Source organism: Mesorhizobium sp. WSM4904, from assembly GCF_029674545.1.
Taxonomy (GTDB): domain Bacteria; phylum Pseudomonadota; class Alphaproteobacteria; order Rhizobiales; family Rhizobiaceae; genus Mesorhizobium.
This window is the reverse complement of record NZ_CP121354.1, coordinates 1,240,865-1,254,059: the sequence shown is the minus strand read 5'-3', so window position 1 is coordinate 1,254,059 and position 13,195 is coordinate 1,240,865. Positions and strand designations below refer to the sequence as shown.

Sequence of the window (13,195 nt, the reverse complement as noted above, 5' to 3'; positions counted from 1 at the left end):
CATCCATCATAAACTTTTTGCGACAAAAGATTGCAAGAATGCTAAATTGTTAAAGTCGTTTGTTTCGGTTAAAGGCATCCATCCCATGGATGGCTGATGACATGCGTTTCAAAGGACTTGATCTAAATCTCCTCGTTGTGCTCGACGCACTCCTGACGGAGCGTAATCTCTCGGCGGCGGCACGCAGGATTAACCTGAGTCAGCCCGCCATGAGTGCGGCCGTCGCCCGACTGCGCGATTATTTCCGCGATGAACTGTTTACGATAAGAGGTCGCGAAAGATTTCTAACCCCGCGTGCGGCAGCATTTGCCCCCGCAGTTCGCGACGCTCTCCAGCACATCCAGTGCTCGATTATTTCTTCGGATCCGTTTGACCCAGCTCGAGCCGATCGCCTCTTCAGGATCATTCTTTCCGATTTCGTCACGCTCGTGTTTTTCGAAAAGCTTGTGGAGCGTATTTCACGGGAAGCCCCCGCCGTCAGCTTCGAACTGCTGCCTGTCGACGATAGCCCCGATGAGCTTCTCCGGCGCGGTGACGTCGATTTTCTAATTCTACCGGATATGTTCACGTCGAGTGTGCATTCAAGCGTTGCGCTGTTTGACGAGAAGCTCGTGTGCGTAGGCTGTCCCACAAACAAGCAGCTGCCACAGCAGCTTACATTCGAGAGATACATGTCGATGAGGCACGTCGCGGTCAGGTTCGGGCGTACGATGAAGCCGTCTATCGAGGAATGGTTTTTGCTTGAGCATGGCCTTAAGAGACGTGTCGAGGTCGCCGTGCAGGGCTTCAGCATGATTCCACCTATGGTGTCCGGCACAGCTCGTATAGCGACCATGCCCTTACGGCTGGTCAGGCATTTCGAAAAAACGTTCCCCCTGCGGGTTATCGAACTTCCGCTGCCATTTCCCACATTCACCGAGACCCTCCAATGGCCGGCCCTCCACAATAGCGATCCGGCAAGCATCTGGATGCGGGAGATAATGATACAGGAGGCATCTCGGATGGCTGCCCCGCTGTGAACCCACGGAAAATTCAGGCGCACCTATAGTCACTACTCCTGTCACCATCTACTTTGACGACAATAGCCCTCGCCGGATAAAGTCGATGCTGGCGGCAAGTGCGCCTGCGAGATCGTCCAGAGAATGGACTTCCTCGACCAGCTCGAATGAGAAAGGTCCCGCGTAGCCGCCATCCAGCAGCGCCTGAATCTGGCTGCCATTGTCGGAACCTGCAAGAAAGCGATCGGGGTAAATCCAGAAGGTCGGGTCGTTTACGCTTGAAATGTGCACCAGGCCGGTAAGCTCGCAGAACAGGCATGTCTCCCCGGCCAGGGTGTGGTGGAACGTGTCGTGCACGAGGCGAAAGACGGACTGGCCATCAACCGCGGCAACGGCCTCGGCCGCTTCCTTCTTTGATCGAAGCGAGCAGGTTCGGAAACCCAGCGGCTCGATGAGACCGATCAGACCCCGCGACTGGAGGATTGGCTTGATCTCGTTTAGAGCGAAACGAAGATTGTCCTGGCGCTCGCTATTGGTGGGCCACGAGCTGCGGTTGGCCGGCACCAACACGAGCGTCTCCGCCCCGCACGCCGTCGCATAATCGGCGAGGTTGCTTGCCTCGGCCTGACGCGTTGGAGTCCAGTCGTTGAACCGCTGCAAGGCGTTGACAGAGATGATCGTGACGCCCGCTTCGGTAGCGGCCAACCGAACGTCCGCAGCCGGAATGCCGCGTGCGACAGGATTGCTGAAATGAGGGTAACGGATTTGGACGTCGGTCAGGCCTTGGTCACGGGCAAGCGCGAAAAGCGCACTGACGTCAAGGCGGGGCGCCGCCATGTGATCGAGTGCAAAGCGGGGCGATACCTGGCGCATTGCTTGACTTTCCTTCCATGAAGCGCGGCTGCCATTTCGGCATCCGGCTTCTTTCAAGACGGAACCACGCCGGTTCACAGATCGGACAGAGACGGCCGAGTCAATCGAGCTTTCCTTTCATCGGTGAAAGGAAAATGGGCGCTCATGATAGAAATCCATCAAGGTCAAATATTTTCCGGAAGATAAATGTCGAACGGCAGAAATGTCTGCCCCGGGCTCTCCGCGACGCCGGCTTTGATGGCCCGCTCCATTGCCATTATCAGCTCCTGGCAAAGTCGGCGCATTGGCGTGCCGACCGCCATCGTCAAGATGTCATCCGCAAGCGCCCCACGTGACTGCGGCGTCATTTCACTCACGATCGCGACGAGATCCTGACCGCTCCCCTCTTCTCGGAGCGCGGAAATTGCCCCCTCTATCCCCCCGCCGGCCATATAGAAGCCGACGAGCTCTGGTTCCCGCTGCATAAGATCCAGCAATTTTTCGTAAGTGAGCTGCCGTTCATCAAGGTTCACGAGCGCATCAAGCACCTCGAATTTTGGCGCGTTCTCACGAAAATACGCACGAAAGGCCGTTTCCCGCGTCGCATGCGCCTGGAAGCGATGGCTTCCGACAAACACCGCCACCTTGCCGGGCCGTTTTGCGGCCTTGGAAAACACCCAAGCGGCAGTCCGTCCGACCTTGCTGTTGTTGAGGCCGATGTAGCCCTCGCGCACGCCATCGGCGAAGTCGGATAGCAGCGAAAATACCGGGATACCTTTCGCCTTGAGCTCCTCGACTGATGCTGTGATTTTCGGGTGATCGGCCGCCACCATGGCGATCGCCTGGCAGCGGCTCCCAAGGTCCTTAAGAAGCGGGAGCAGGTCACGCGGCAAATGTGACTGCGCGAACTCGATGATCGGAAGGCCGTGGAAGGATTTAGCCATACTGACCGACTCTTCGATCTTGCGAGCGAAATCTTGGTAGAAATCGTGGGTAGGTTTTCTCAAGATGAAGCCCAGCTTGTAGTGCGGCAGGTGCTGCTGCAAGCGCTGTTTGATGAGACCGGCAGCATGATAGCCGATCGCGTGCGCGGCCGCATGGACCCGCTGGGCGGTCTCCTCTCGCACCGGAAGGCGGACGTTCAGAACCCGATCGACTGTTGCTACGCTGACTCCGGCTTCGCGGGCGAGATCGGCTATTGTGACGCGCTTTCCCCTAGCGATTCTGATCGGCCGGTCCTCCATCATCCGGTGCGCTCCCGCGACGGCTTGGGGCGGCAAGCTGAAATAGTTCCCCCACCCCGCGGATAGCGCATTCGACGAACAGCGCTCCATGCGCACCCAGATGAGTCTCCGTGAACCGTTCGTTTGCTTAGGGGCTTCATGGTGTTGTATTACTCACTGCGTTAGTACTCTATTTCCAGCGCTCTTTGGAGGCTGGCAATTCGACTGTTGTGTCAAGGCCGCTACTTACACGTCGCGCTGTTGCGATCTTGCTTGCGGGGAGCCAGTTTGATGTAACCCTAACCGCGGAAAGCGGTTTCCATCCGTGACTGGTCCAATTCGCCTTCCCAGCGAGCGACAACGAGCGATGCCACCGCATTACCGACTAAATTCGTCAGCGCGCGGCATTCCGACATGAAGCGGTCCACGCCAAGAATTAGAGCCATTCCGGCAACGGGAACACTCGGCACGACAGAGAGAGTAGCGGCCAATGTGATGAAGCCGGCGCCGGTGACGCCTGCCGCACCCTTCGAGGAAAGCATCGCAATTAGCAGCAGGAGGATCTGATCGGCAATTGACAAATCTGTGTTCGTCGCCTGGGCGATGAAGAGGGCGGCGATCGTCATGTAGATATTGGTACCGTCCAGATTGAATGAGTATCCAGTAGGGATGACGAGACTTACGACCGAACGGGCGGCGCCGGCCTTCTCCATCTTCTCCATTAGCGAGGGCAGCGCGGCCTCCGAGGAGGACGTTGCCAGGACAAGCAGCAGCTCGTCCTTGATGTAGCGGACGAGAGAAAAGATCGAGAAGCCGTTGTAGCGGCAGACCGCGCCGAGAACCCCGAACACGAAGAGGAAGGCGGTAAGATAGAACGTCGCGACCAGTATCGCGAGGTTGGCCACCGAACCGATTCCGTATTTGCCGATCGTAAAGGCCATTGCGCCGAAGGCGCCGATGGGTGCAGCCTTCATCAGAATGCCGACGAGCTTAAAAATGGGGGCGGTAAGCGCCTGGAGAAAGGTAACGACCGGCCTGCTCGTCTCTCCGGTCATCGCCAAAGCAATGCCGAACAGGACCGAGAAGAACAGGACTTGCAGGATGTCGCCTTCCGCGAAGGCACTGGCAATCGTTGACGGGATGATGTTCATCAGGAAGCTGGTCACGGACTGCTCGTGAGCCGTGGCCACATAGCCCTTAACGGCTTGGACATCGAGCGAGGCCGGATCGATGTTGAGGCCGGCGCCAGGTTGAACGATATTCGCGACAATCAGTCCGACAACGAGTGCAAGTGTCGAGAAGGTGAGGAAATAAACCATCGCCTTGGCGGCAACTCGGCCGACCTTCTGCAGATCGCTCATGCCGGCAATGCCGGTCGCAATTGTCAGGAAGATGACAGGTGCGATAATCATCTTGACGACTTTGATGAAGGCATCGCCGAGCGGCTTCAGGCTCTGGCCGGTTTCCGGATAGAGGTAGCCAATTGCGGCTCCCAGGACTATGGCGGCAAGCACCTGCACGTAGGTCCGGGCAAAATGGGGCTTGCGGGGCGCTGCGATCGCGCGGGGGACTCTTGGAACCAACACCGTTTCTCTCTCCCTGACCGGATCGGGGTGGGGGCTCCTCCTTCTCCCATGCTGCGCTCCGGTCGAGCGCTGCTGTCATCTCGGAGCAAGCGCCGTGCCAACTGGAGGCCTGTCCCGTCCAGCGAGATTGGTGCGGGTTGCGCACTGGAACCCTCCACCTTTGCCGGAATTTGCACTCAAGGCTCGCCAAAGATCGCGTCTGAAGAAGTGCTTCGCCAGAGAGGGAATTGACCAGGTCGCCTTGCGGCCGTGTCTTTGATGTCTGCCGCAGATCGACTGCCGGCCGATATCTCTGTCGTCTTGGTGACTTTGGTTTGTCAGTTTTGCGACGGAATGCGCGCAAACTGCAGGATATCCTACACGCCCATCAGAGCACGCGGTACAAGCGATTAAGCGTAGGAGCGCATTGAATCTCCGAGGTCAAAAAATCTTGAATAAGGTCCCCGTGCGAAGTGAATCCGCAACTCGTCAAAGTTCTCCACCGTTTGATCCAGCGGTCGCGTTTCCTGGCGCTGCAGGATGGCGTTATCTGATGGCTCAAGCGCTGGAACGCCCAGGAAATCCCAAACCGCTCCCAGGCATTGGGCAGGTTCGTGAAGTAGGCTCTCGTATTCCATTACAAGCAGGTTGGTCGACGTGAAGGAGTCCATAACGCGAGCGTGAAAATCGTCGGCGGCTTTGAAATAAGCCTCACAGTCGGCGATTGACAACCTGACGCTCGGTGGCCGAGCGGTATCGTTGTCCCAGCTGAACTTCAGCCAGTGACCGCTTTCCCTGGCCTGCACAAAGGATCGGAGCGATTCCAATACGTTTCGGCGAACAACAAGGATGACCTTGAGTGCTGGCCAACGAGCCAGTTCCGCAAAGAATGCGGGACGCTCGCGAAACTGAGGTTCATTGATCTTGCATCCAAGATGCGTCACATTCTTGTAGTCGCGCATAGGGCAGCGCACATAGGCAAGCTCAAGAAGCTCGCGATCCGTGCCTAGCAGGCGATCAGTGCTGGGCCAATTGGGATCATATTCGTTTAGCAACTCACCGTTACTCAAAACGGTCGGATGCTCGTTTAGCAATTCTTCTAAATAGTGTGTTCCGGTCCTTGGCATAGCAAGGATCACAAAAGGCTCAAGAGTTGCTTCGTTGTGGGTCATTGCATGTGTATCCAACTAAATAATGGCCGCGACGGTCTGTGGACGCGCACAAGAAGCTTGGCTGCTATCGATTGAACGCTCCGGGTGGGTCCGCGCCTCACCATCCAGCCTGTTCTTCGAGGTGTGGTCGCGAAGCTGGGCGGGTGCCTGCAGCGGCTGGGTGGCGCCCGGCTTCGGCGTTGTACCACTCGCGATTCCTAGCATACGCATGCCTCCGGGCCGCTGTGGGCAGTTTGCATCCGGCATTGCGGACCTCCTTCTGGTTAATGGGTGTAAGCAAGCGTCAACGCATTAGTCGTCGATGAAACAGTCCAGCCGACAGAAAAAAAGGCAATACAGCGAACATGCAAAGTGCGCCTATATGCAGCCCTACATTGTCGCCCAGGCGGCCGAGCATCACCGGACGGATTAGCTCGATAGAATTCGCCAGGGGCGAGAAGGCCGCAATCTGCTGAAACACTCCTGGCAATTGGCCGACTGGAAAAACCGCGCCCGAAAGGAACAGCATGGGTGTGATGACAAGCGTCTGATAGAAAATAAAATAGTGATAACTGGGCGCGAGCGCGATGACGAGCATGGCCAGGCTCGCAAAGGCGAATCCGGTGAGAGCGACGACCGGTAGCACGTAGAGAACCGACGTCCACGCGGCATAACCTAGCGCGGCCGCAACAATCGCAATTGTCGTACCGGCCAGAAAAGCCTTTGTGGCTGCCCAGGTCAATTCACCGAGAACGATGTCGCCGAGGGTAAGTTGTGTGTGCAGGATTGCTTCCCAAGTGCCCTGATCGCGCATTCGACCGAAAACCGCGTAAATTGTTTCGAAGGTTGATGCTGTCATCGCGCTCGTCGCAACCATGCCGGCTGCCAGAAAGGCGATGTAGGATGCACCTTCGATGCGGCCTACCAACAGTCCAAGGCCAGTGCCGAGCCCGAAAAGGTAAATCATCGGATCAGCAAGGGTGCCGAGCATTGAAGCAAATGCCACCTTCTTCCATGCCAGATGATTGCGGCGCCACACCGCCATCCAGTTCCAGGCGTTGGCGGGTAGAGCGGCCGCAAAACGTTCACCCATTGCTCACTTCTCCATCTCACGTCCGGTTAACCGCAAGAAAACGTCCTCCAGACTGGGTGGACGCTCTAGAATACGCAGACCCGCTCGACCGCGAAGCTGGATGCGCACATCCTCCGGCTCAGGCGCATAGCAAAAGAGCGTCTCGCCGCTTACCTCGACACGCTGAACGTACGGTCTGATCAGCGAAATCAGCTCCTGTGGATTACCGCCGAAGATCTCGATCACGTTGCACCCAATGTACTCGTCGATCAGCGCATGAGGACTGCCCTCGGCGATCTTGCGTCCCCGCTCGAGAACACACAGCCGATCACAAAGCCGCTCAGCCTCTTCCATGAAATGGGTGGTCAAAATGATCGTTTTTCCGCTCGCCAGCAGGAAACGAAGTCGCTCCCAGATCAGATGGCGGGCATGCGGGTCGAGGCCGGTCGTGGGCTCATCCATCACAAGCAACTGGGGGTCGTTGATCAGAGCACGTGCCAGCGTCAGGCGCCGCTTCATCCCGCCGGATAGCAGGCCGACACGTGAATCCGCCTTGCTCTCAAGGCGAGCGAACTCGAGCAGCCGTGGGATGACGGCGTTGATCTCTCTTGTACTCATGCCGAAGTAGCGCCCGAACACCAACAGGTTCTCACGTACCGTAAATTCCAGGTCGAGATTGTCGAACTGCGGGACCACGCCTATGCCCTTGCGGGCCAAGCGGCTGCGTGCCGGCACTGGTAGACCGAGGACTGTTATATCACCCGCGTCAGGCCGGGTCATACCGAGGAGCATACGCGCAATCGTGCTCTTGCCTGCGCCGTTAGGCCCCAGCAGACCGAAGCACTCTCCCGATGCAACGGTGAAGGACAGCCCGTCCACAACGAGCTTGTTTCCGAATAATTTGGTTACGCCGGTAAGGTCGATTGCTACATTGGACATGCGTCTATCTCAAGCGGAATGAGTCCGATTGGCCACCGGCAGCTTACTTGCGAATTCTGGTTCAGAGCAGGCCACCGCCTTGAGATGACACCTTTGGAAAGTCGCGGCCGGAGCGACGTGTGTATCGCTTCCGCCAAAGAATAACGTCAAGATGCCACGTGTCGCTTCCACATAGTCCCCGTTCTGACCATAGGTAACTCGACAAGCTTCACCCCGTGTCGACTGACACAACTTACTCGGTCACTCGGCGCTGCAAGGCCGTCAGACTTCACTAGCTGTGAGCGAAAGATCTGCAGTATGAAGTGACTCCGCAATTCCAGAATTGCCCGCAGCATTTGCTCCGCCAAGCGGCATCGCGCTTGTGATTTCCTTTGTGCTGCTGTTGGGCAGGGGAACACTTTTACGCGACAGCCAATCGCTATTGCTCAATGTACACAGGGCGTAAGCCTTCAAGGGGATCAACAGGAATATCCTGATTAACGCGTGCATTGAATAGCCGATGAATCGAAGCTGCCGAGTGCGGAAAGATAACACCGTAGATCTGATTATGGTCATCGTGACAATAGCCAGCACCGTCCACCAATTTACTGTATGTGAAAATAGTAACTCACCGAGCGCCGTTACTACCGCGATGCCGAGCAACAATGGGCCGAGATTCTCTCCCATCACATCCAAAGTTAGATAGCGATCCAGGCCACGCAGTAGACCTCGCGCAAGCATCGTGTCCCGGAAAGTGCTTCGTGCCCAGCGGAGTTGTTGGCGCAAATAAGGTCCCATCTTGTCCGGAACGACTGTCGCCGCGACGGCACCTGGAACGTACTCGGTTCGAAAGCCTGCTTTCAGCATGAGGATCGTAAGATGACGGTCTTCACCGAAGTCGCTTGGTTTCCCCCTGAACAGCTGCGTCTCGTATTGATCCAGCAGAGAAAGGAGACAAGACCGGCGGTACATTGCACATGGGCCGCAGCAGCACATGACCGCACCAAAGCGACCTTGCGCCGCGCGCTCCTCATTGCAAGCCAGCCAGTATTCCATATCGATCAATCGGGTCAACCAAGTGTCGCTGCGGTTGTATGCCGTCAGCTGGCCCATGGCCGCTCCGACCATGGAATCCCGCATTTTTACTGCAAGCTTCGTGATGACGTCGGACGCAAGTGTCGTGTCAGAGTCGACGCTGAGCACGAAATCTCCAGATGAGCGGCGGATGGCGGCGATCTGCGCCTTGCGTTTGCCAACATTTTCGCGGAGCAGAATGAAATTGAATCTCGGGTCGCCCTCGTAGGCGTGATGTACCGGGATGACGGCATTACGATTTCCAGAACCGTCGTCAACCAGATAGACCTGAAATGTTCCGGAGTAATCTTGATTTGCAATGGAAGCTAAACACGCCGCGAGTGTGCGCGGGTCCTCATTGTAGCAGGGGATAATGACATCCACGCTCGGCCAACGGTCGGATCCGAACAAGCTTTCCGACGGCGGCGTAACATTTTCCGGTTGGGAGTAGACCGCTTGCATGCCTCTGTAAACAGTCGAGAGCACCGCATAAGACGAAACGGCAACAGTACTGGCTGTGGTGAGAAGGTCCATAGGATCTCTGTTTGTTCAGGGATGTTGAGGAAGTGATCGGATTACAAATCCGCGGCCGTGCAATTCTGGAATTAGGCGTGACAACGCTGTCACCGTCTGGTCGCGCAGACTGGCTTGATTGCCTGGTTGCAATTCGTCGGGAGCGCACCCGTCGTGCAACAGCACGATTGCGCCCGGCCGGATATCGGCGAGCACTCTGTCGACGATGGCGTCAACGCCGGGGCGAGACCAGTCGCGTGGATCAATGGACCAATGGACGGGCGCCAATGCCTCACCCGCTAATGCAGCGATTACTTCTTCGGTCCAGATGCCATAGGGTGCACGAAAGTACCGAACCATGGCCTGCGGGCAAGCCATCCCTATGACTCTGTTTGCCTCAACTATCTGGCAGTCGACTTCGACGGACCCGCATTTAGCTAGGTCCGGATGAGTCATCGTGTGGTTGGCTATACCGTGGCCGTCTGTAATAATTCGGCGAACGAGTTCCGGCTCGTCGGCCGCGTAGGCCCCAACAACGAAGAAGGTCGCCGGCACCTGATGTTGCGCCAGCACATTGAGTATCTGCGGTGTGAAAAATGAATTGGGACCGTCGTCAAACGTCAGATAGACGCTGCGCTCTGCAATGCGATCGGCATTGTCACTCTGCCCTTCGCATATGTAGTCCAGAGGCTTCATAGTTCCGGACCGTTCCGGTCGATCAGGGTACCAGACGGCCACTCGTCCATCGAGCGTCCGATCGGCGAAACCAACACGAGTACGTCTTCCAGGCGCGTGGGCGGCAGGTCGGGATGCACATCTGGACGGGTCGACCGTACGCGAACGCCCGACACAATGTTCGCGAGGCCGGCTCTGCAGAATCTTTCGACATGGTTTCGCAGCGCGTGCCGAACCGTGCCGAAAGCGAATGGAACACCCAACTGATGGAGCACTGGGTACGCCACGCGCATCGAAAAACCGATTCCGAGCCCTTCAAGATCCGGACGAACCGCGTACAGGCCCAATTCAGCGACGATCAAGTCGACCTCGCCAACTTTGATGAAGCGCCGCAGCATGCCGATGTGAGCCGCTACCCCATGCGCGTCGTAGCCGATTGCGCGGAATTCCGGCCTCGCGCCGGCCCAACTGCGGCCGCCTTCGAATGGCTCCGCGTTGAAGGCGCCAGTCCGTCCATAGGTCTTTCGAAAAAAGTCGGAGAGTTCGACATGGTCGGCCAGTTGCAGCTCATTTTCCCAGCACAACTTCCACTCGACATTCGGACGCATGGAAGACCTCACCTTGTAGCTGTCTGGTTGAGATAAATGTCCAAGCATTGATTAAATAATTGGCGTCGCGCCAACGGGGCGTAACTTGTGGGGACCGCCGAAAGACCAAGCCGCAATGCAGATGCGACTGACTTTGTACGCCCCGCACACCAGATGATGCTCCTCAGATCCAACGCAACCATCGGAACTACCTATCTTTCCAACTTGAAGCGCTTCTATGGGACCTGCAGCAAAAACGGTAAAATCCTTTGTTTAGATGAAAGGTATCCACGCTTTGGATAACTGGGCGAATGCGTTCCATATGGCTGGTCAATTATCGTCGTCACGCTCGAGGCACTTCTGACGAAGCGCAAAGCTCACGCCCGCGGCACGCGCGGCCGTTGCCGGGCCGCGCGATTATCTCCGTAAGAGCCGAGTGGAGCTCAGACACGACGATTGATCAGAATCTGATTCGCGGGTTCAGTATCTCTTTCGTGTATCCAGCTCTGGGCTGTCCTTTGGCGGGAGTTAGGTTCGCCCAGGTTCTGAGCCTGGGGCGTTGGCCCGTTCGCCGCGCAGGCTCCTTCGCACATCGTCGAGGCCGAGAAAGAGGGGCCACACAGCTCCCCCTGTACTTTCCACCACCCGACACCAGCGCTCACCCAGGGCGCCGGCCTTGCTCACCTCAACGGATAGCGCACTCGCGCCGCTTCACGATTAAAAGAATTCTACAAGCAAGATGCCTGTTTGATCGAGAGACGTCCGCTGCCAATTCCCGCATCGCAGAGGCAGCCAATAGCGCTCGCTTTACATAGTGGTCCGGCAAGCAGCTAGATACGACAGGTGACCTCAAATGAGGCGTCTTGCATGGCTTCTACACCTGCCTGAATGCCAGAACTGCGTTCGTACCGCCCATGGCGAAGGCGTTGCTCATGGCGACGCGCACCTTGCGCTCCCGCGGCACATTGGGTGTGATGTCGAGGTCGCAAGCGGGATCTGGCTCGCGATAGTTGGCGGTCGGCGGCACGACGTCCTCTTGGATTGCCATCACGCAGGCGATCATTTCAAGCGCGCTCGCTGCGCCGAGGCAATGCGCGTGCGTGGACTTGGTGGAAGAGATGGACATCGAATAAGCGTGGTTTCCAAACACACGCTTGATCGCCGCCGTTTCAGTCTGATCATTGCTCTTGGTACCGGTGCCGTGCGCGTTGAGGTAGTCGACGTCCTCGGCATTCAGCCCGGCATCGGCAAGGCAGGCGCGCATCGCCGACGCTGGCCCCTCGACAGATGGCGCGGCAATGTGGAAGGCATCGGCGGAAAGGCCGACGCCGGCGATCTCGGCAAGAATTGTGGCACCACGCCTCGTGGCATGCTCGTAGCTTTCCAGCACGGCCATGCCCGCACCCTCGCCCAGCACCAGGCCCTTCCTATCGGCGGAGAAGGGCCGGCAGGTATCGGGTGAAAGCACGCGCATTGCTTCCCATGCTTTCAGCACGCCCCATGCGAAGGGTGCGTCGCTGCCCCCGGAAACCATTACGTCGGCCCGGCCCAGCTTGATCTGGTCCACCGCCGAGGCGATCGCATGGTTGGCCGAGGCACATGCGGAGGTCACCCCGAAGACCGGCCCGCGCAAGCCGAGGCTCAAGCTAAGATGGACGGAAGCGGCGCTGGGCATCACCTTTACTCCAGTGAAGAGTTCAGCACGGATTGCGCTACCCAAAAGCAGTGAGCGGTAAGTTTGTTCTGTTGCGTACGAACCGGTAAATCCGACGCCCACTGTCGCGCCGAAGCGATGGGCATTCCCCTCGTCGCAGGAAAGTCCGGCCTGCCGCATGGCTTCGCGCGCTGCAAGCACGGCGAGCAAGCTGAAGCGGTCCATGGAGATGAGATGCCCCCGGTTGATGTCGTGCTGGGGCAGCGCCTTGATCTCAGCGCCGGTCATGCCCTCCAGGTCATGAAGCTCGGAATTGGCGATCGGGCCGATGGCGGAGCGGCCTTCGCGCATCTCTTTCCACATAGAGGCGGCCTCGGTGCCCAGTCCGCACAGGCCGCCCACTCCGGTGATAACGACGCGCCTGTCCATTCAAGCCTCCTTCGCAAGCAAGCCGCGGACGGCTTCCACGACGTCGCCGACATTCTTGAGATTGGACCAGGCATCGGCCGTGTTCATGTCGATCTTGATGCCGTAGGCCTGCTCCACATCCCAGAGGACGTCCGCCAAACCCAGCGAATCGAACCCGAGCGCGTCCAGTTCCGTGGCGATTGTTATCTCGCCGACGAATGACGCAGGCATTCCCTCACCGCTCTCCGACTCGGCGCGTTTCTTGATCAGGGCAATGACGTCCGTTGCGAATTGATCGGCCATTCTGTTTCCTGTCTTTCTTTCCCGCGTTTCGACCTGGACGCGGCTCAGTTCCTGAGGCGCGCCGCGTCGCGAAAGCCATCACGCTTGGGCAACTGACAAAACCCAATGCTCATAAAGCCGGATCAGGTCCGGCCGGTGTGTGGCGTAGGTGCAGTATGACGATGTGAGCCGCTACACGTGCGCGTCTCCCGGTCTGTCCATA

At 57.7% G+C, this 13,195-nt stretch carries 12 protein-coding genes; 1 reads left to right on the top strand and 11 read right to left on the bottom strand.

Annotated features, from left to right (window positions below):
- Positions 1-101: 101 nt before the first annotated feature.
- Entirely contained in the window at positions 102-1,019 is a 918-nt protein-coding gene (locus tag QAZ47_RS05925; RefSeq protein WP_063170390.1) for a LysR family transcriptional regulator, read from the top strand.
- A 48-nt stretch (positions 1,020-1,067) separates the two neighbouring features.
- Here the strand turns inward: QAZ47_RS05925 and QAZ47_RS05920 are convergent, their stop codons facing one another.
- From QAZ47_RS05920 to QAZ47_RS05870, 11 genes are all read right to left on the bottom strand, one after another.
- The gene (locus QAZ47_RS05920) at positions 1,068-1,871 is read right to left on the bottom strand and encodes a TIM barrel protein (protein WP_063169395.1); all 804 of its coding nucleotides are present in this window, start codon (positions 1,869-1,871) and stop codon (positions 1,068-1,070) included.
- A gap of 164 nt (positions 1,872-2,035) precedes the next feature.
- The gene (locus QAZ47_RS05915; RefSeq protein WP_051695606.1) at positions 2,036-3,097 is read right to left on the bottom strand and encodes a LacI family DNA-binding transcriptional regulator; all 1,062 of its coding nucleotides are present in this window, start codon (positions 3,095-3,097) and stop codon (positions 2,036-2,038) included.
- A gap of 275 nt (positions 3,098-3,372) precedes the next feature.
- Positions 3,373-4,656, bottom strand: a complete 1,284-nt coding sequence (locus QAZ47_RS05910; protein ID WP_210326678.1) for a dicarboxylate/amino acid:cation symporter — start codon at positions 4,654-4,656, stop codon at positions 3,373-3,375.
- Positions 4,657-5,048: 392 nt separating this feature from the next.
- Positions 5,049-5,810 (bottom strand): sulfotransferase domain-containing protein, encoded by a 762-nt coding sequence (locus QAZ47_RS05905; RefSeq protein WP_063169397.1) that lies wholly within the window; start codon positions 5,808-5,810, stop codon positions 5,049-5,051.
- Positions 5,811-6,093: 283 nt separating this feature from the next.
- The gene (locus QAZ47_RS05900) at positions 6,094-6,882 is read right to left on the bottom strand and encodes an ABC transporter permease (protein ID WP_063169398.1); all 789 of its coding nucleotides are present in this window, start codon (positions 6,880-6,882) and stop codon (positions 6,094-6,096) included.
- Between the two features lie 3 nt (positions 6,883-6,885).
- A complete protein-coding gene (gene nodI / locus QAZ47_RS05895) occupies positions 6,886-7,800 on the bottom strand; it encodes a nodulation factor ABC transporter ATP-binding protein NodI (RefSeq protein ID WP_024505873.1) in 915 nt (304 codons plus the stop codon).
- 261 nt (positions 7,801-8,061) lie between these two features.
- Positions 8,062-9,387: a chitooligosaccharide synthase NodC gene (gene nodC / locus QAZ47_RS05890; protein WP_063169399.1), complete on the bottom strand. Its 1,326-nt coding sequence runs from the start codon at positions 9,385-9,387 to the stop codon at positions 8,062-8,064.
- Between the two features lie 15 nt (positions 9,388-9,402).
- On the bottom strand, positions 9,403-10,062 hold the full coding sequence (nodB, locus tag QAZ47_RS05885; RefSeq protein ID WP_063169400.1) for a chitooligosaccharide deacetylase NodB: 660 nt from the start codon (positions 10,060-10,062) through the stop codon (positions 9,403-9,405).
- Positions 10,059-10,649: a NodA family N-acyltransferase gene (locus QAZ47_RS05880; RefSeq protein ID WP_063169401.1), complete on the bottom strand. Its 591-nt coding sequence runs from the start codon at positions 10,647-10,649 to the stop codon at positions 10,059-10,061. Before QAZ47_RS05880 ends, nodB begins: the two co-directional genes overlap by 4 nt.
- 853 nt (positions 10,650-11,502) lie before the next feature.
- Positions 11,503-12,711, bottom strand: a complete 1,209-nt coding sequence (locus tag QAZ47_RS05875) for a beta-ketoacyl-[acyl-carrier-protein] synthase family protein (protein WP_063169402.1) — start codon at positions 12,709-12,711, stop codon at positions 11,503-11,505.
- Positions 12,712-12,993, bottom strand: coding sequence for an acyl carrier protein (locus QAZ47_RS05870; RefSeq protein WP_029356603.1), 282 nt, complete (start codon positions 12,991-12,993; stop codon positions 12,712-12,714).
- Positions 12,994-13,195: the final 202 nt, after the last annotated feature.

Excerpts from the sequence above, each read along its gene's own strand:
- QAZ47_RS05925 (WP_063170390.1), top strand. The coding sequence starts at position 102 with ATGCGTTTCAAAGGACTTGATCTAAATCTCCTCGTTGTGCTCGACGCA.
- QAZ47_RS05920 (WP_063169395.1), bottom strand. The coding sequence starts at position 1,871 with ATGCGCCAGGTATCGCCCCGCTTTGCACTCGATCACATGGCGGCGCCC.
- QAZ47_RS05915 (WP_051695606.1), bottom strand. The coding sequence starts at position 3,097 with ATGATGGAGGACCGGCCGATCAGAATCGCTAGGGGAAAGCGCGTCACA.
- QAZ47_RS05905 (WP_063169397.1), bottom strand. The coding sequence starts at position 5,810 with ATGACCCACAACGAAGCAACTCTTGAGCCTTTTGTGATCCTTGCTATG.
- QAZ47_RS05900 (WP_063169398.1), bottom strand. The coding sequence starts at position 6,882 with ATGGGTGAACGTTTTGCGGCCGCTCTACCCGCCAACGCCTGGAACTGG.
- nodI (WP_024505873.1), bottom strand. The coding sequence starts at position 7,800 with ATGTCCAATGTAGCAATCGACCTTACCGGCGTAACCAAATTATTCGGA.
- nodC (WP_063169399.1), bottom strand. The coding sequence starts at position 9,387 with ATGGACCTTCTCACCACAGCCAGTACTGTTGCCGTTTCGTCTTATGCG.
- nodB (WP_063169400.1), bottom strand. The coding sequence starts at position 10,062 with ATGAAGCCTCTGGACTACATATGCGAAGGGCAGAGTGACAATGCCGAT.
- QAZ47_RS05880 (WP_063169401.1), bottom strand. The coding sequence starts at position 10,649 with ATGCGTCCGAATGTCGAGTGGAAGTTGTGCTGGGAAAATGAGCTGCAA.
- QAZ47_RS05875 (WP_063169402.1), bottom strand. The coding sequence starts at position 12,711 with ATGGACAGGCGCGTCGTTATCACCGGAGTGGGCGGCCTGTGCGGACTG.
- QAZ47_RS05870 (WP_029356603.1), bottom strand. The coding sequence starts at position 12,993 with ATGGCCGATCAATTCGCAACGGACGTCATTGCCCTGATCAAGAAACGC.